This is a genomic window from Enterobacter genomosp. O (assembly GCF_001022965.1).
GTDB lineage: Bacteria > Pseudomonadota > Gammaproteobacteria > Enterobacterales > Enterobacteriaceae > Enterobacter > Enterobacter cloacae_L.
This window is the reverse complement of record NZ_LECZ01000026.1, coordinates 808,800-825,900: the sequence shown is the minus strand read 5'-3', so window position 1 is coordinate 825,900 and position 17,101 is coordinate 808,800. Positions and strand designations below refer to the sequence as shown.

At 55.3% G+C, this 17,101-nt stretch carries 14 protein-coding genes and 1 pseudogene; 4 read left to right on the top strand and 11 right to left on the bottom strand.

The window, feature by feature from the left end:
- Positions 1-247: 247 nt before the first annotated feature.
- The 9 genes from recC to rppH all read right to left on the bottom strand — a co-directional run bounded on the left by recC (position 248) and on the right by rppH (position 10,213).
- On the bottom strand, positions 248-3,622 hold the full coding sequence (recC, locus tag ABR39_RS17720) for an exodeoxyribonuclease V subunit gamma (protein ID WP_047347991.1): 3,375 nt from the start codon (positions 3,620-3,622) through the stop codon (positions 248-250).
- A 12-nt stretch (positions 3,623-3,634) separates the two neighbouring features.
- Positions 3,635-3,958: a prepilin-type N-terminal cleavage/methylation domain-containing protein gene (locus ABR39_RS17715; protein ID WP_047347990.1), complete on the bottom strand. Its 324-nt coding sequence runs from the start codon at positions 3,956-3,958 to the stop codon at positions 3,635-3,637.
- Positions 3,943-4,344 carry a DUF2509 family protein gene (locus ABR39_RS17710; protein ID WP_047347989.1) on the bottom strand — a complete coding sequence of 134 codons (402 nt, stop codon included), beginning with the start codon at positions 4,342-4,344 and terminating at the stop codon, positions 3,943-3,945. The genes ABR39_RS17715 and ABR39_RS17710 overlap by 16 nt, the downstream gene beginning before the upstream one ends.
- On the bottom strand, positions 4,341-4,901 hold the full coding sequence (locus tag ABR39_RS17705) for a prepilin peptidase-dependent protein (protein ID WP_047347988.1): 561 nt from the start codon (positions 4,899-4,901) through the stop codon (positions 4,341-4,343). Before ABR39_RS17705 ends, ABR39_RS17710 begins: the two co-directional genes overlap by 4 nt.
- Positions 4,895-5,356, bottom strand: coding sequence for a prepilin peptidase-dependent protein (locus ABR39_RS17700; protein ID WP_047348190.1), 462 nt, complete (start codon positions 5,354-5,356; stop codon positions 4,895-4,897). The genes ABR39_RS17705 and ABR39_RS17700 overlap by 7 nt, the downstream gene beginning before the upstream one ends.
- Before the next feature lie 184 nt (positions 5,357-5,540).
- Complete coding sequence (thyA, locus tag ABR39_RS17695; RefSeq protein ID WP_014885081.1) at positions 5,541-6,335, bottom strand: thymidylate synthase; 795 nt, start codon at positions 6,333-6,335, stop codon at positions 5,541-5,543.
- Between the two features lie 6 nt (positions 6,336-6,341).
- On the bottom strand, positions 6,342-7,217 hold the full coding sequence (gene lgt, locus ABR39_RS17690; protein ID WP_047347987.1) for a prolipoprotein diacylglyceryl transferase: 876 nt from the start codon (positions 7,215-7,217) through the stop codon (positions 6,342-6,344).
- Between the two features lie 206 nt (positions 7,218-7,423).
- Positions 7,424-9,670 carry a phosphoenolpyruvate--protein phosphotransferase gene (ptsP, locus tag ABR39_RS17685; protein WP_047347986.1) on the bottom strand — a complete coding sequence of 749 codons (2,247 nt, stop codon included), beginning with the start codon at positions 9,668-9,670 and terminating at the stop codon, positions 7,424-7,426.
- A gap of 12 nt (positions 9,671-9,682) precedes the next feature.
- Positions 9,683-10,213 (bottom strand): RNA pyrophosphohydrolase, encoded by a 531-nt coding sequence (gene rppH, locus ABR39_RS17680; RefSeq protein WP_013098553.1) that lies wholly within the window; start codon positions 10,211-10,213, stop codon positions 9,683-9,685.
- 442 nt (positions 10,214-10,655) lie between these two features.
- On the opposite strand from rppH, the pseudogene ABR39_RS26395 reads away from it, so the two are divergent.
- The 4 genes and pseudogenes from ABR39_RS26395 (at position 10,656) to ABR39_RS17665 (ending at position 13,108) form a co-directional block, all read left to right on the top strand.
- Positions 10,656-10,811 (top strand): annotated as a pseudogene (locus ABR39_RS26395) (hypothetical protein).
- A gap of 85 nt (positions 10,812-10,896) precedes the next feature.
- Entirely contained in the window at positions 10,897-11,589 is a 693-nt protein-coding gene (mutH, locus tag ABR39_RS17675) for a DNA mismatch repair endonuclease MutH (RefSeq protein WP_047347985.1), read from the top strand.
- A 128-nt stretch (positions 11,590-11,717) separates the two neighbouring features.
- Positions 11,718-11,936 carry a YgdI/YgdR family lipoprotein gene (locus tag ABR39_RS24215; protein ID WP_008499668.1) on the top strand — a complete coding sequence of 73 codons (219 nt, stop codon included), beginning with the start codon at positions 11,718-11,720 and terminating at the stop codon, positions 11,934-11,936.
- Between the two features lie 131 nt (positions 11,937-12,067).
- Positions 12,068-13,108: an NADP(H)-dependent aldo-keto reductase gene (locus ABR39_RS17665; RefSeq protein WP_047347983.1), complete on the top strand. Its 1,041-nt coding sequence runs from the start codon at positions 12,068-12,070 to the stop codon at positions 13,106-13,108.
- Positions 13,109-13,201: 93 nt separating this feature from the next.
- Here the strand turns inward: ABR39_RS17665 and lplT are convergent, their stop codons facing one another.
- Together lplT and aas are read right to left on the bottom strand one after the other, a co-directional pair.
- Complete coding sequence (gene lplT, locus ABR39_RS17660; RefSeq protein WP_047347982.1) at positions 13,202-14,395, bottom strand: lysophospholipid transporter LplT; 1,194 nt, start codon at positions 14,393-14,395, stop codon at positions 13,202-13,204.
- Positions 14,388-16,547 carry a bifunctional acyl-ACP--phospholipid O-acyltransferase/long-chain-fatty-acid--ACP ligase gene (gene aas / locus ABR39_RS17655; protein ID WP_047347981.1) on the bottom strand — a complete coding sequence of 720 codons (2,160 nt, stop codon included), beginning with the start codon at positions 16,545-16,547 and terminating at the stop codon, positions 14,388-14,390. Before aas ends, lplT begins: the two co-directional genes overlap by 8 nt.
- Positions 16,548-17,101 lie beyond the last annotated feature (554 nt).

The window sequence follows — 17,101 nt, the reverse complement described above, 5'->3', positions numbered from 1 at the left end:
GGCTATCCCCGTCATACTTCAAGTTGCATGTGCGTTGGCTTCACGCGTTCACCCCAGTCACTTACTTGTGTAAGCTCCGGGGGATTCACGCCCTTGCCGCCTTCCTGCAACTCGAATTATTTAGGGTATACATCATTAACAAACTGCGTGCTGGACATACCAGCATCTCTTTCTTTGGGTACATCAGTCCGTGATAAGAAGTGCATCATAAATGAACCCCCTGTGCTGCGCAATTTTTATACAGCACTCAGGACTGATTAAATTTGAACAACGGTAACAGATAGCGTTGCGCCTCTTCCTTGATGGTCTCGAAGTACTCTGGCTCAAGCGTGCGCCATAAGCGCTGATACCAGACATCTTCACCCTCCCCCCGCACCATCATGTTTCCTTCGTAGGCCTGCATAAATTTACTGCGCGCTTTCTGCAGTGAGGCCTCGTCCGTTAACATCGCATCATTCTGCGCGTCATAACAGGCTTTTATCCATGCACCGCCGCTTTCCGGCAGCAGCAGGAGCGGTTTGTTCATTCCCTGACGATAGCCCTCAATGTACAAAGACAGGTAACTTAACGCCTGCTCCGCCTCCATCGGCGGGAAGCGCCACTCGCCCTCTTTGCGCACGAAAATCCGGCTTTCGCCTTTATGACCACCCGCACTGTAGACAAGATGTTCCAGCCAGAGTTGCAGCCCCTGTGAAACGCTCAGCATAGAGGGCCGCCAGCGCAGCAGCCCATCCGGCTGAACCTGAGTTAACCAGCCCGTGAGCTGTACACCGTTGCACATGAGATCGATTTCAATACTTTTTCCGGGCTGACGGCACTCTCTCACGCGCTCGGCCAGAGCGGTCATCTCCAGGCACTGTGCCTCCCAGACGATCTCCCCGAACGCCCCATACGGCAGTTGCCCTGCCGCACGGTAGCGGCGGTAGAGTTTGTCAGCGTCTTCCTCTTCAACCAGCGCATTCAGCAGTTGGAGGTTTAGCTGATAGCGCTCCAGCCCTTCCAGCGTAAAGGGTTCTGCATCAGGAATTTCGCTCTCTTCAGAACGGAAGTTAACCTGTAATCGTTGCTGGAAGAAAGCGCGCACCGGATGCGCCCAAAACCGCTGAAGCTGTTCGAAGGTCAGGGTATCAATCGGCCGCGGGTCAAGTTCCTGAATGAAATCGGTATGCGCGCTCCCCTCCTTTTTCGCCGCCGGTAGCCACTCCTGCGCATAGCTCTGGCGCTCGCTGGCAACGTAGTTCACCGGGTCAAACGGCATGCGGCTGTGGAAACAGGTGATATGGGCTTTCACCCTCTGCTCGCTTTCATCGCAGTTGCGCTCTTCATCCCCCGGCAGGTAGTGGCTCTGGCCGATATAATCCACCAGCTCCTGCACCAGAACGGAAGGGAAACGCTCGCTGTTGTCCTGAATGGAACGGCCGATGTAGCTGATATAAAGCGTGTTCTGTGCGGAAATGAGCGCTTCGAGGAAGAGATAGCGGTCATCATCGCGCCGGCTACGGTCGCCCCGCTTTGGATCTGCGCTCATCAAATCAAACCCCAGGGGAGCCAGCGCACGCGGATAAACGCCGTCATTCATGCCCAACAGGCAGACCACTTTAAACGGGATAGAACGCATTGGCATCAGAGTGCAGATATTGATGGGGCCGGCCAGAAAACGCTGGCTGATTCGCTCCTGGTCAAGCCGCTGCGTCAGCTCGTCTCTCAGCAGTGATAAAGGAATCGCCTCGTGATAGTGGGAGTTTACGCCCTCGTCGACGATAGCCTGCCACTGCGTTTCAATGAGCGCCATCGCCGCTTCGGTGTCGCTGTCCGGCAGGAAGAAATCAGTGAGTAACGCCCTGCAAATCGGGAGCCACTCTTCAAGCGCACGCGGCTGCATCAGCTCGCGACGCCAGCGGTTAAGCTGCATCAGTAGCGACGCTAAATGCCCAACCAGTTCAGCAATTAACCCGCTGGACTCATCGTAAGGCAGAACCTCGTTCCACTCGCCCTGGCTGCTTTCCATGGCGTAGCCCAACAGCATACGCGTCAGGCCAAATCGCCACGTGTGTTGCCCGGTTGGTGGAAGCTCGAACTCCTGGACGTTATCGTCGTCAATGCCCCAACGCACGCCAGACTCGTTCACCCACTGGCGAAGGTAGCGCAACCCTTCTTCGTTGATGTTGAAGCGGGCGGCCAGCACGGGAACATCCAGTAACGCCAGGACATCCTCGGAGATAAACCGGCTATCCGGCAGGGACAGCAAGGTGATAAATGCCTGCAATACCGGATGAGATTGACGGGCGCGACGGTCCGAAATGGCGTAAGGCAGGTATCGCTCGCCCGTCGCACTGCCAAAGACGGCCTGAATGAAGGGGCTGTAGCTGTCGATATCCGACACCATCACCACGATATCGCGCGGCGTCAGCTCAGGATCATTCTGTAGCATCGCCAGCAGCTGGTCGTGAAGCACTTCAACCTCACGCTGCGGGCTATGGCAAACGTGGAGGCTGATACTGCGATCGTCAACCTCCAGCTTCCGTTTCCTGTCGCTGCGTTCAAACTCGTTCGCCGTCACGCCCATGACGGCACGGTTTTCCAGATCCAGAATATCTAACTGAATATTGTGCAGCAGGCTATCCGGGGCAATCTCGACAAACGCATCCACGTCCCCTTCACCTGAGGACGTAATGTCTGAGAGCATGTGAATGTAATCACGCCCCAGTTTTCCCCATGAGGCAAGCAGTGGATTCGGCAGGTTCTGGATACCGTTTTCATCGAACAGCTGCGCGGCAGAGGCTCCGTCTTTAAACAGAGGCACGGTACGCTCTTCAAAAAGGCGTCGCCTCTGGCGGGTCACAAGCCGGGAAAGCCAGCGGCCATCCTGAATATCGCCCCAGTACTGGCGACATGGATTCGTAAATAAAATATGAATGTCGATATGCTTACCCAGCGCATTCAGCGCCTGCAGGTAAACCGGCGGCAACGCCGAAATACCGCAAATAAACACGCGAGAGGGCAGCCGCGCCGGCCGTTCATCGCTGTTTTGCAAAATGGAGATAAACCGTTGATAGAGGTTGGCACGGTGCCACTTAGGCTGACCAAGTTTCTCCGTATGTTCCACCAGCGCTTTCCACAGCGGGGCCTGCCAGATCTGCGCCTCCGGTAACCCGTCCACAAGCTCGCCGGCTTCCCAGCGGGTCAGCCATTCCGGGCGGTACACCAGATACTGGTCATAAAGATCGGCAGTGCGCGAGGCCAGCTGGAACAGCTTGCGTTTATCGGTATCGTGATTGAGGTAGTGGCGCAGCATGGCGAACTCATCGTGCTGCAGCATTTCTGGCAGCAGCGCCATAAGCTTCCAGCTCATGCCTTGCTTGTTGAAGGCGCTTTGCTCCGGAATGTCCGGCAATACGCGAACAAACATCTCCCAGATAAAACTCGCGGGCAGCGGGAAATCAATATTCGCGGCTATACCAAATTTACGGGAGAGCGACATTTGCAGCCACTGTGCCATACCGGTGCTCTGCACCAGCACCATTTCAGGCTCAAAAGGATCGTCAAGCCGCTCGCGCTCAACGATAAATTCCATCAGTGCTTCCAGCACATCCAGACGATTTGAGTGGTAAACCCTTAACATAGACGCTCCCGACTACTGGCTAACCGGGCAATGCAGACGCGTTAACTCGCCGCGCCGCCCCAGAGGAGAAATAAGTGTAACCGTGATGCTGACACATCCGGCGAGCGTTGTCTGCCCCCGACTGGCCTGCCAGCCTGCGGGGAGAACATTTGTTGAGAACTGTGACTGATTCCAGGCATGGTGCCAGAGCTGGCGATACTGGTTAAATACGGTAAACCGCGCCGCCAGCGCCCGGTGATAACCCGAGAGCGCCGTCACGACAATCACCAGCAGCATCATCGCCAGCAGCACCTCCACCATGCTAAACCCTTTTTCTCTGTTCACGGCAGCTGACATAACGCGCTCTCCTTCAGTGGACAAAAATCACTCCAGCCGTGAGGCGAAAAGCGAATTTCCCCGTTCACTCTCTCTCCTGCGCGCCAGAGCTGCAGGTCGTTGTCTCCGGCAATCAGTAACACCTGCGCCTCGTTCAGTCGGCGCAAACAGACCCGCCCCGAAGATGCTTTTTTGCACTGAACCTGTGGCTCTGCTGACCAGCGCTGAACGCGTCCCCACTCAAGCGCCGACTGCACAGACGCCTGTTGCTGAAGCGAGCGACTCTCACCACCAACGAGCGCACTAAACGTTGTGAGCTGCTGGCTGAGTCCGGTGAGGATCAGGGTCCCGAGCACCAGTAAAAGCAGAACCAGAGCCAGCGAAGACATCCCGCGCTGTCGGTTCACAGGTTGTAACCCGTAACCGTGTACCAGGACTGCCAGGGTTCCCCCTGTTCGCCTTTACGAATGGCAGCCAGTTCGATGTTCAGCTCTGGCGCAAAACCGGCATGTTCAACTTTGCTCACCACAAAGCGCGTGATGACAAGCCTGTCCGGGTCAGTGAGCTTTTCCCATCCTTTTCCTTCACACGACGTTGCGCCACGCAGGGTTTCCAGCGCGCCTGATTCCAGACGAAAACCGGTGCTGTCATTTTCTGATGCTGTACTATCCCATTTGCCGTTGCTGTTGGCGTCCCACCGCACAATGACACAACTGCCCTGCCTTGCCGTCATCAGCGCTTGTCCCTGACAGTCACCCGCGCAGTATCCCGCGCGCTGAAGCTGTTTTCCGAGGGCAAACAAGCGTTGCCAGACCTCTTCTTCCAGCTCTCGCTGGCCGGATTGCAGTAATACAGCCCGCTGGAGTCCGGGTAAAAATCGCGATGAGCTTATCAATAAAAGGCTGCTTATCGCCGTGGCAATCAGCACTTCAGTCAGTGAGAAACCGCGCTGTCTCCTCAACATAAACCTCCCTCTGCGACCTTACACATCCTGATGCGTCCTCCGTTTGAGACAATAACCAGCCATTCTCCTGCCCGGCTTTGAACGCGTATCCGCCCTGCCCACGCCGTATCCCTTAATCCATAGAACCCGAGAGACGGCGTTGACTCACTCACGTTGACGTCAGGCCAGAGCGGGATCAGTACAAAGGGGCTGCCTTTCTCACAGCCTTGTACAGCAGAACTCACCAGACAGTCTCTTCCGCCCTCCCGCAGAAGGGTAATTTGGTGGTCGCGGTTGTACCGGTTGGCATGGTTGCGCAGAAACAGCAGGTAATCTCGCACCTTACAGGCGGTTTGCCACAGCCGCTGCTGCCGTTGCCAGCTGTCCCAGCCGTACAGTCCTGAGGCGCTGAGGATAACGACAAGGGAAATGGCGACCAGCGTTTCGATAAGCGTAAAACCGTTCTCTTTTTTCATACCGGGAGTGTGGCGAAGCGCCGTGGACATGACGAGCAACGAATTATTGTTTTACGAGGCGTTATCCGCAGAATTGGGAGAGTTGCAGCGCGTTGCACGCTTTCTGGATAGCGCTTCGGGAAACGGGATGAAGACGAAAAAAAACCGGCGCTAAAAAGCACCGGTTGTGTCACGCTTTATCGCATCAGATAGCAACAGGTGCTTTGATACCAGGGTGCGGGTCGTAACCTTCAATCTCAAAATCATCAAAGCGGTAATCGAAGATTGACGCCGGTTTGCGTTTGATAATCAGTTTCGGCAGCGCACGCGGTTCGCGCGTCAGCTGGAGATGCGTCTGTTCCATATGGTTGCTGTAGAGATGGGTGTCCCCACCGGTCCAGACGAAATCGCCCACTTCCAGGTCACACTGCTGCGCCATCATGTGGACTAACAGCGCATAGCTTGCAATGTTAAACGGCAGGCCGAGGAACACGTCGCAAGAACGCTGGTAGAGCTGGCAGGAAAGCTTGCCATCCGCCACGTAGAACTGGAAGAACGCGTGGCACGGTGCCAGCGCCATTTTATCCAGCTCGCCCACGTTCCAGGCGGAAACGATGATTCGGCGCGAGTCCGGATCGTTTTTCAGCTGGTTCATCACGGTGGTGATCTGGTCAATATGGCGGCCGTCAGGCGTTGGCCACGCGCGCCACTGCTTGCCGTAAACCGGGCCCAGGTTGCCGTTTTCATCTGCCCATTCGTCCCAGATGGAGACGTTATTTTCGTGCAGATACGCAACGTTGGTATCGCCTTGCAGGAACCAGAGCAGTTCATGAATGATCGAGCGCAGGTGGCAGCGCTTTGTCGTCACCAGCGGGAAGCCTTCTTGCAGATTGAAGCGCATCTGGTGGCCAAAAATGGAGAGCGTACCGGTACCGGTGCGGTCGTTTTTTGGCGTGCCCTCATCGAGCACTTTTTTCATCAATTCAAGATACTGTTTCATGGTTCCTCAGGAAAGTTGTTGCTGTGGACGACGACGATACGCCCAAATCATCATAATGGCACCCGCGACAATCATCGGAATGGAGAGGATCTGCCCCATGCTGATGTACTGTACCCACTCGCCGGTAAACTGCGCATCCGGCTGACGGAAGAACTCGACGATGATACGGAATGCGCCATAGCCAATCAGGAACAGACCGGATACAGCCCCCATTGGACGCGGTTTGCGGATAAACAGGTTCAGAATGATAAACAGCACCACGCCTTCAAGCGCCAGCTCGTACAGCTGAGACATATGGCGCGGCAGAACGCCGTAGGTATCGAAAAGGGATTGCCACTCCGGGTGTGATGGCAGCAGCGCGATATCTTCTGCGCGAGAGCCCGGGAAGAGCATCGTGTACGGCACGCTCGGGTCGACGCGGCCCCACAGCTCACCGTTGATGAAGTTGCCCAGACGACCAGCCCCCAGCCCAAACGGGATCAGCGGTGCAATAAAATCTGAAACCTGGAAGAAATTGCGTTTGGTACGTTTGGCAAAAATCACCATCACCAGGATCACACCGATCAGGCCGCCATGGAAGGACATGCCGCCGTCCCACACGCGGAACAGATAGAGCGGATCGTTCAGGAATACCGGGAAGTTATAGAACAGTACGTACCCAATACGGCCACCGAGGAACACGCCGAGGAAGCCAGCATAAAGCAGGTTTTCAACTTCGTTTTTAGTCCAGCCGCTGCCAGGACGACTGGCGCGACGGCCAGCGAGCCACATGGCAAAAATGAAGCCCACCAGGTACATCAGACCGTACCAGTGAAGCGAAACAGGTCCTACTGAGAAAATGACCGGATCAAATTCCGGAAAATGCAGATAACCACTGTTCATCTGTCACCACAAGATGTTGTTATTCCGCTGAAAGTGGACAGCGGTAGAAATGCGATTCTGCCGTAAGCAGAGGCTCCAAAGTTGCGAATCATAGCATAAGGCGGGCGCGGAGGATGCGCCAGAGATGTAAAAGATGTGTATAGGGTATTGTGCGGCCTGATGCCCTCACCCCAGCCCTCTCCCACGGGGAGAGGGAGAAATGCAAATTAGCGGCCGCCGCGGATCAGGCCGCCCATGCCGCGTCGTTCCATAAACGCAGCGACCTGGTGGCGAACCTCAGCGGCCAACTGCGCCTCAAGGCTGCGTTCAGCCAGCTCGCGGGCATCGTCGATATCGATATGCCGCAACAGGTACTTCACGCGTGCGACGGCGCGGCCGTTCATCGACAAGTGGCGATATCCCAGACCAATCAGGATCGCAACGCACATTGAATCCCCCGCCATTTCACCGCACAGGCGTAAATCAATGCCGTACTGCTCCGCTTCACGGGCAATCATCGCCAGCGCGCGAATGATCGCCGGATGCAGGCTATCGTAGATACTGGCGACGCGGGTGTTGTTACGGTCGACGGCCAGAATATACTGCGTCAGGTCGTTCGTGCCGACGGAGATAAAATCAACGCGGTTTGCCAGCTGCGGCAGCATAAAGACCATGGAAGGCACTTCGAGCATCACGCCAATCCGCGGTTTCGGGATGGCATAGCCAATCATCTCTTCCACTTCACGGCCAGCGCGTTCGATCAGTCGACGTGACTCGTCGATCTCATCAATGCTGGTGACCATCGGCAGTAAGATGCTGAGGTTGCCCGTCGCCGCATTTGCGCGCAGCATGGCGCGCACCTGGATCAGGAAGATCTCAGGCTGATCGAGCGTAATGCGGATCCCACGCCAGCCCAGACACGGGTTTTCTTCGCTGATCGGCATATAGGGCAGCTGTTTATCTGCCCCGACGTCCAGGGTACGCAGGGTGACAGGTTTGTCGTTAAACATCTGCAGCATCCCCTGATACTGCGCCACCTGCTCCTCTTCGGAGGGGAAACCGCTCTGCAGCATGAACGGAATTTCAGTGCGGTATAAGCCGATACCGTCGATGCGGCTGCCGAGCTTCTCTTCGTGCTCGGGGCTTAACCCGGCATTGAGCATCACTTTGATCCGCTCACCGCTTTTAAGCTGTGCGGGCAGGTTAACGTCATCTTCTGCCAGCTTGCTTAATTCATTCTCTTCGCTGATAAGACGCTGGTATTCCTGGAGCAGAACCGGCTCAGGATCGACCAGCAGCTCACCGCGGTAGCCGTCAACCACCAGCGTACGTCGGTGCAGTACCGACGGCTGGATATCCGCCCCCATAACGGTGGGAATACCCAGCGCGCGCACCATAATGGCGGCATGAGAGTTGGCTGCACCATCGCGCACCACGACACCGGCCAGCCTGTCCTGAGGCAGTTCAGCCAGCGTCGTAGCCGAGAGTTCATCGGCAACCAGAACAAACCGTTTTGGCCAGGCGTTCGGGCCCTGAATAGTGTCATCAAGATGGAACAGCAGGCGCTGCCCCAGGGCTCGCAGATCGCCTGCGCGCTCTTTCAGGTAACCGTCAGTCAGTGCCGCAAATTGGTCGGCAAACTTTTCGATGACCTTCTTAACCGCCCACTCCGCGACCGAGCCTTTATCCACTTCCGCAAAAAGCTCACGACGCAGACGCGCATCGGAGAGCAGGTGCGAATAGAGGTCGAAGATGGCCGCCGTCTCTTTTTGCGCGCCTGCGGCAAAGCGCTTGCTGTAACGGCGAAATTCATTTGCCGCCTCTTCCAGCGCGGCGGTAAGGCGCTCGCGCTCAAGCGCTTCATCAAGCGTTGAGGCTTCGTAAACCTGCTCCATCAACGGCAGCGTGGCATCCATCCAGCCTTCAGCAATCGCCACGCCTGGGGATGCCGGAAGGGCGCGAATGCGCGTATGGCGGTACTGGCCAAAGAGTGCGGCAAGCTGAGACTGAGAGAGGATCGCCGCCATCTGCGTGGCCAGCGTCACGAGGAAAGACTCTTCGCTTTCATCGTACTGACGTAGCTCGCGCTGCTGAACAACCAGCACGCCGAGCAGCTGGCGACGCTGGATAATTGGCACGCCAAGGAAAGCGCGGAAGCGCTCTTCTTTTACGGAAGGGATGTATTTAAAGCTGGGGTGTTTTTGCGCGTCAGCAAGGTTGATGGGTTCAGCCAGTCGCCCAACCAGCCCCACGATACCTTCATCAAATGCGAGCGTGACGGCGCGTCCACGTGGTTTTTTCAAACCACGGGTCGCCATCAGGTAATAGCAGCGCCGATCGTGGTCGGCCAGATACACCGAACAGACCTCGGTTTCCATCGCAAGGCAGATGTCAGTGACCAGAATATTCAGCGCCTCGTTCAGACGCGGCGCGCTGGCCACCTTCTCGACTATTTCTCGCAAGCGGGTGAGCATGATTTGCGTAGCTTAACCTCTTTTACGTCGCCAGGCAGGTGCGCTCTGCGGCTTAGGCGGGATCTCCTGAAGCTGCATCACCACACTTGCAAACTCTTTCATCACCCTACGGTAAACATCGCGTTTAAATGACACGACCTGACGAACAGGATACCAATAGCTCACCCAGCGCCAGCCATCGAACTCCGGCGTACTGCTGGTTTGCATATTGATGTCTGAATCGTTGCCCACCAACTGCAACAGAAACCACTTCTGTTTCTGGCCGATACAAACCGGCTTTGTGTCCCAACGCACCAAACGTTTCGGTAACTTGTAACGCAACCAGTTGCGGGTCGAAGCCAGGATGCGAACATCTTTACGGCTTAAACCGACCTCTTCAAAAAGCTCCCGGTACATCGCTTGTTCTGGGGACTCTCCCGGGTTGATCCCGCCTTGCGGGAACTGCCAGGAGTGCTGACCATATCGCCGGGCCCACATTACCTGGCCCTGACGATTACAAATTACTATTCCTACGTTCGGGCGGTAGCCATCGTCATCAATCACCGGACTACCCCAAACTAAACCTTATATATGAATGATTGTTTCACACTACAGGGAGGCGGTAAACCACTCTCTTACAGGGCTGCAGCCTAATAACATTTGAATAACTCACAAATAAGTGCTGAGTTATAAACAGATGAGAGACAGCAAAGGGAATTTTATTCACCTTTTCTGTGGATATAGTTGTGAAGAAGTGTCTGATTACCGATGAACAACCTTCATCGCCGTCTAACATCACCTTAAAGCCAATTTATATAAAACCATTATTTTCATATATTTAAACATGTTTGCATCAACAAAAAACAGAATAGCGTGACGATCATCACATCAGGGATCGTCGTACTGATGAAAGATCGAACAGCGTCGGTTTTATCCACAGATTGTGCCAATAAGTTAGTCACAATTTGTTTGAAAATTCGATTTTCATCGCACGTCAAGGCTGTAAATTGAAACAGTAGTCAGGGTTATGCCCAGTTATCCCACTTTTCTGTGGATAACATGGTGTAAGATCCTGTTCATTGTCAGTGACCAGATTTGAACAACCCGTTTTCTGACGAAAGTGAAACGATTTCAACCCTATAAAAAATCCTATAAATCATAGAGATGTCATATTGGTACAGAAAAAGTTAAACTCTATCCACAGGGGACAATTTCTTCGTTTATTTTTTAATCAAAAGGTTACCGTCATGCATCCGCTTACACCCTTGCTCTTACCTCCCTCTAGCGAAAGCCAGCTGCTTCAGCAGGCACAGCGCCTGGCAGGCTTTTCGCTTGGCGAGCTGGCGGCAATGGCAGGGCTTCAGATCCCGAAGGATCTGAAACGGGATAAAGGCTGGATCGGCATGCTGCTTGAGCTGTGGCTGGGTGCCAGCGCGGGGAGCAAACCAGAGCAGGATTTTGCCGCGCTTGGCGTAGAGTTAAAAACCATTCCCATCGACAGCCTGGGGAAGCCCCTTGAGACCACCTTCGTCTGCGTTGCGCCATTAACCGGCAATACTGGCGTAACGTGGGAAACCAGCCACGTCCGCCACAAGCTGAAGCGAGTCCTGTGGGTTCCGGTTGAAGGAGAGCGTCAGATCCCGCTGGCCGATCGTCGCGTTGGCGCACCGCTGCTCTGGAGCCCGAGCGACGATGAAGAGCACCAGCTGCGTCTGGACTGGGAGGAACTGATGGACATGATTGTGCTTGGGCAGGTAGAGCGCATTACCGCCCGTCACGGTGAAGTGTTACAGCTGCGCCCGAAGGCGGCTAACAGTAAAGCGCTCACCGAGGCAATCGGCGCGCAGGGCGAGCCGATACTGACCTTACCGCGCGGTTTTTATCTTAAAAAGAATTTCACCGGCGCGCTTCTTGCTCGTCATTTTCTTCTAAAAACATAGTTTTTTACTTATTTTGCGAGCTCCCAAACATAATCACCTGGTTTTTAAGATTTTACCGCTTCCTCCTGTTGCCATATCGGGTTAAAACTAAACTATGATTTGATACGAGCCAGATGAGGACGATAACGATGAAAAAATGGGCAGTGTTAGTTTCAGCAGTCGGTTTAGCATTTGCCGTATCGGGCTGTAGTAGCGATTACGTTATGGCGACAAAAGACGGGCGAATGATCCTGACTGACGGTAAACCCGAAGTCGACGATGATACCGGTCTGGTCAGCTATCGCGACCAGGAAGGCAATAAAATGCAGATCAATCGCGACGAAGTCTCGCAAATTATCGAGCGATAAACAGAGAGAGGTCAGTAGCTTGCTGGCCTTTTTGATTTTTTCCTTCCCCTTTTGCTTCCCCTCTGCCATGTTTATATTCCTTTGTCGGGTACACCCTGACGCGGTCTATATGTCTAATGAGGAAGCCGGCTATGCATTATCACCGTATCCCCCACAGCGCTCTGGAAATAAGCCAACTGGGGTTGGGCACGATGACATTTGGTGAACAAAACAGCGAAGCCGATGCCCATGCACAACTCGATTATGCCGTCAGCCAGGGCATTAACCTGATTGATGTCGCAGAGATGTACCCTGTTCCGCCACGTCCGGAAACGCAGGGACTTACCGAAACCTACGTCGGTAACTGGCTGGCAAAACACGGTAACCGTGAAAAGCTGGTAATTGCCTCAAAAGTCAGTGGCCCCGCGCGCAACAACGATGCCGGGATCCGCCCGAATCAAGTTCTCGATCGCAAGAATATCCGCGCCGCGCTGGATGCCAGCCTGAAGCGTCTGCAAACCGACTATCTCGACCTCTACCAGGTGCACTGGCCGCAGCGTCCAACCAACTGCTTCGGTAAGCTCGGCTACAGCTGGAACGAAAGCGCCCCCGCCGTTACGCTGCTGGAAACCCTGGAGGCGCTAACCGAGTGCCAGCGCGCGGGAAAAATTCGCTATATTGGCGTATCTAACGAAACGGCCTTTGGGGTAATGCGCTATCTGCACCTGGCGGATAAACACGATCTACCGCGCATCGTCACCATCCAGAATCCGTACAGCCTGCTTAACCGCAGCTATGAGGTAGGCCTGGCCGAAGTAACACAGTATGAAGAAGTGGAACTGCTCGCCTATTCCTGTCTCGGCTTTGGCACGCTGACGGGGAAATACCTGAACGGCGCGAAGCCGGCCGGAGCGCGTAACACCCTCTTTAGCCGCTTTACCCGCTACAGCGGCGAGCAGACCCAAAAAGCCGTTGCAGCCTATGTGGATATCGCAAAGCGTCACGGTCTTGACCCTGCACAGATGGCGCTTGCCTTCGTGCGTCGTCAGCCGTTTGTCGCCAGCACCCTGCTGGGCGCGACCACCATGGAACAGCTGAAAACCAATATTGAGAGTTTCCATCTGAACCTGAGTGAAGAGGTGTTAGCGGAGATTGAAGCGGTGCACCAGGTTTATACGTATCCTGCGCCGTAATAAAAGCAAAACGGCAACGCACGTTGCCGTTTTTAGGGTTTGCTCCCTCTCCCTGTGGGAGAGGGCCGGGGTGAGGGCATCAGGCCGCACATATCAACGCCGACGCTGCCAGATCCACAAGCCCGCAATCGCCAGAGCGAACAGCCCGCCAAACCCGACGCCAATCCCCACCACCGGTACACCGACTTTTACCGCCAGCGAGTAAAATCCCAGCATCAACAGCATTGCCAGGTTTTCACCCAGGTTTTGAACCGCGATGGCATTTCCCGCCCCGACGGTCTGCTTGCCACGCTCCTGCAGCAACGCGTTCAGCGGCACCACGAAGAAGCCCCCCAGAATGCCAATCAGGACGAGGAGGACATAAGCGGGCAATAACGCATGCTGCAGGGAAAAAATAAGCACCACGACGCCAATCAGGATCCCTGCGGGCATACAGCGTGCTACCGTCTCGAGGGTCACCAGCTTCGCCGCAGCGCCGGCCCCGACTACAATGCCGATGGCCACCATCGCATTAAGATACGTCGGCGTCGCGTTGTCAGTAATACCCAGTGCCACCGGCACCCACAGGACCAGCAGGAAGCGCAGCGTAACGCCCGCGCCCCAGAACATACTGGTCCCCATCAGGGAGAAACGCGTTTCTCCGTTACGCCACAGCACGCGGCAGGCATTAAAGAAACTGCCGGTCATCGGCTTAAAGCGCCAGGATTGCCCCGGGCGAGCCACCGGAAGTTTCGGGATGAACAGGTTAGCGACGACCGCGCCGCCATACACCACCGCACATACGCCCAGCGCTGCCAGGACATGCCAGTCGGCCAGTACGCCGCCCGCAACGGAGCCAAGCAGGATAGCAGCAATGGTTGACGACTCCATCAGGCCATTGGCTTTCACCAGCTTATCACCCGTGGTCAACTCTCCGAGAATGCCATACTTCGCCGGGGAGTAGGCGGCGGCGCCAATGCCCACCAGCGTGTAGCCAATAAACGGATTGAAACCAAAGCAAATGCTGGCGGCACCCAGAAGCTTGAGGCCGTTGGCAAACATCATCACCCGACCTTTCGGGAAACTGTCCGCCACCTGCCCCACAAACGGGGCAAAGATAATGTAAGCGCCCACAAACACCATCTGCAGGATCGGCTGACTCCAGTCGGGGTAAAACTCGGCTTTCAGCAGCGCCAGAGTGGCAAACAACAGGGCGTTATCGCCGAACGCAGAGAGAAACTGCGCGGCAATGACGGCCATCATGCCTTTCGACCTGAGTGAAGTGTTAGTGTGTACTGACTCACGCATTTTGCTGCTCCGCCTCTTCAACCATGCCTTTCAGGGTCACGAAATCAGGCTTCCCGCTCCCCAGCACCGGAAGCTGCTTCAGGTAGCGAATATCGCGCGGGACTGCAAGCTCAGGAATACCATGTTCACGCGCATAGCTAAGCAGCCTGTCGCGCTTAAGCTCGCTGTCGGTCGTGAACAGCACCAGCGCCTCGCCTTTGCTGGCATCACTCTTCACCACGGTCGCATGCATTTTATCGGCGGATACGGCCGTCGCCAGTTGCTCAACCATTTCCAGAGAGACCATTTCACCGGCAATTTTGGCGAAGCGTTTTGCACGCCCCTGAATCTGAACAAAGCCTTGTTCATCAAAACGGACAATATCACCGGTGTCGTACCAGCCGGTTTCAATCTCGCCGTTGACGTTTTCCGCCGTCGGGACCTCCAGCACGCCGGGGTTTTCCACGCGCAGATAACCGTTCATCACGTTTGGCCCCTTCAGCTGCAGACGGCCGCCGTCCTCAATGCCCGGCACGGCCAGCAGACGCGCGTCCATTCCCGGCAGAATTCGGCCAACCGTACCCGGTTTCGCCGCCATCGGCACGTTAATCGAGACCACGGGCGCGCACTCGGTAACGCCATAGCCTTCGAGGATGCGCAGGCCAAACTTGTCCTGCCAAATCTGACGCGTGCTCTCCTGCAGTTTTTCCGCGCCAGCCACCACATACCGCACGCGGTAGAAATCATACGGGTTGGCAAAACGCGCATAGTTACCCAGGAAGGTTGAGGTCCCGAACAGGACGGTGCAGTTACGGTCATACACCAGCTCAGGCACGATGCGGTAATGCAGCGGGCTTGGATAGAGGAACACTTCCGCGCCGGTCAGCAGCGGCGTAAACAGCCCCACCGTCAGGCCAAAGGAGTGGAACAGCGGCAGCGCCGACATAAAACGGTCATCCGCGGTAAAGTCAGCAATGCTTTTGATCTGTTCAACGTTCGCCAGAATGCTTTTGTGGCTGTGGACAACGCCTTTCGGGTTGCCCTCAGACCCCGACGTGAAGAGGATAATCGCGTCATCTTCGGGCTGCTGTTTGACCTGGGCCAGACGCGGCATCAGCAGGTGAGCAAAAATCCACAGCTTGTCACCGGTGGTCACGTCCGCTTTCAGATCTTCCAGGAAGACCCAGCGCACCTGGGTGAGCTGCTCGGGAAGATGCCAGAGCTTGCCCTTGTCCAGGAACTGACGGGAGGTAAAGACGGTATTAATCTGGGCGGCGGTAATGGCGCTGGTCAGCCCTTTCACGCCCGCCGTGTAATTCATCATTGCCGGAATACGGCCCCGGGAAACCGCACCAAAAATCACCGCCGCGCTGATGCCCGCGTTAGGCAACATCAGGCCAATCTTTTCGCCCTTCTTGCTGTACTTCTCAAGAATGCGGCCTACAAACAGGGTCTTGGTGAGCAGCTTGCGATAGGTATCCGGGGTAAAGTTGATGTCTTCGATACAGTTTTTCTTCGCGCCGTAGCGGTACTGCGCTGAAAGCAGAGATTCGTACAGCGTTTCGCGCGGACGAACGGCCATACGCGCTTCCATCATAATCTGATGCAGCATTTCCCCGGCGATTTTACGGCGATCGCGGGCACGCGGCGCGTCGGGCATCGGTAGCGACGTTGGCGGCAGAAGATGCAGCGTGATTTTTGGGAACAGACGCTGTTTCACCCGCCCCTTCAGACGGCTGAAATGGGTCAGCTCCGCCCCTTCAATACGCAGCGGCACCACGGTCGCTTTTGATTTCGCCGCGACAAACCCCGCGCCGTCGTAGATCTTCATCAGTGAACCGGTCACTGAAATGCGCCCTTCCGGGAAAATAACCACCGGACGCCCCTGCTCTACCAGACGCACCAGATGCTTAATCATCATCGGCTTTGTCGGGTCGAGCGGCACAAAATCAATCAACGGCGTGAGCCAGCGCATGTACCACTGCTGGCTGATGGAGGTATAGACCGCAAACACCGGGCGCACGGGCAAAAACAGCGCCAGCAGGATGCCATCGATAAAGGAAACATGATTTGGAGTGATTAAAACGCGTTCACCGCGAAGCGCCTGGGCATCGCCAGTCACGCGGATGCGAAAGAGAATATGGAAAAGTGTACGGAAGAACCCAAATAGCATCTCAACTCCCTTTGCCAGCCAGTGTGAAGGGTTGATAGTAAATGGTGGCAGATTACACGAGAAGTGATACGGGAGCGACAAGCAAAAATAGAGGCGAAAAAAAACCTGCGCATCCGCGCAGGTTGGTGCAAGAGATGAGTACGAAACCGTACTAAGAATTCTCACCAATCAATACCTCTGGGATCTTGATTTTGGCTGTTGGCACTGCGCTTCGCCAGCAGGAAAACGCAAGGGAATGAGCCTAAGTGCAACCAGGTGTGAATATTCTCTGTTGCTGTTACAGGTTGAACTGTCAGGCAAAAAAAAACCTGCGTAAAAACGCAGGTTGGTGTAAATCGTGTTAATCAACCGGAGCTGATTCCACCTATCAATACCTCTGGGATCTCGACTGTATCAACCTCTTTAACGCCCTCGCTATCAGACAATCGCAACAGCCTGAGGCAAAGTGTAACTAAAGGTTCAGATTGACATTCTTCAGACATGACTACGCGTGTAACGATTACACCATCAGGGTTGTCCTGCGTCACGTTTGTGGAGTGCAGAATCCCACTCCC

Coding starts and splice junctions, on each gene's coding strand:
- recC (WP_047347991.1), bottom strand. CDS start 3,622: ATGTTAAGGGTTTACCACTCAAATCGTCTGGATGTGCTGGAAGCACTG.
- ABR39_RS17715 (WP_047347990.1), bottom strand. CDS start 3,958: ATGTCAGCTGCCGTGAACAGAGAAAAAGGGTTTAGCATGGTGGAGGTG.
- ABR39_RS17705 (WP_047347988.1), bottom strand. CDS start 4,901: ATGTTGAGGAGACAGCGCGGTTTCTCACTGACTGAAGTGCTGATTGCC.
- ABR39_RS17700 (WP_047348190.1), bottom strand. CDS start 5,356: ATGAAAAAAGAGAACGGTTTTACGCTTATCGAAACGCTGGTCGCCATT.
- thyA (WP_014885081.1), bottom strand. CDS start 6,335: ATGAAACAGTATCTTGAATTGATGAAAAAAGTGCTCGATGAGGGCACG.
- lgt (WP_047347987.1), bottom strand. CDS start 7,217: ATGAACAGTGGTTATCTGCATTTTCCGGAATTTGATCCGGTCATTTTC.
- ptsP (WP_047347986.1), bottom strand. CDS start 9,670: ATGCTCACCCGCTTGCGAGAAATAGTCGAGAAGGTGGCCAGCGCGCCG.
- mutH (WP_047347985.1), top strand. CDS start 10,897: ATGCATCCGCTTACACCCTTGCTCTTACCTCCCTCTAGCGAAAGCCAG.
- ABR39_RS24215 (WP_008499668.1), top strand. CDS start 11,718: ATGAAAAAATGGGCAGTGTTAGTTTCAGCAGTCGGTTTAGCATTTGCC.
- ABR39_RS17665 (WP_047347983.1), top strand. CDS start 12,068: ATGCATTATCACCGTATCCCCCACAGCGCTCTGGAAATAAGCCAACTG.
- lplT (WP_047347982.1), bottom strand. CDS start 14,395: ATGCGTGAGTCAGTACACACTAACACTTCACTCAGGTCGAAAGGCATG.
- aas (WP_047347981.1), bottom strand. CDS start 16,547: ATGCTATTTGGGTTCTTCCGTACACTTTTCCATATTCTCTTTCGCATC.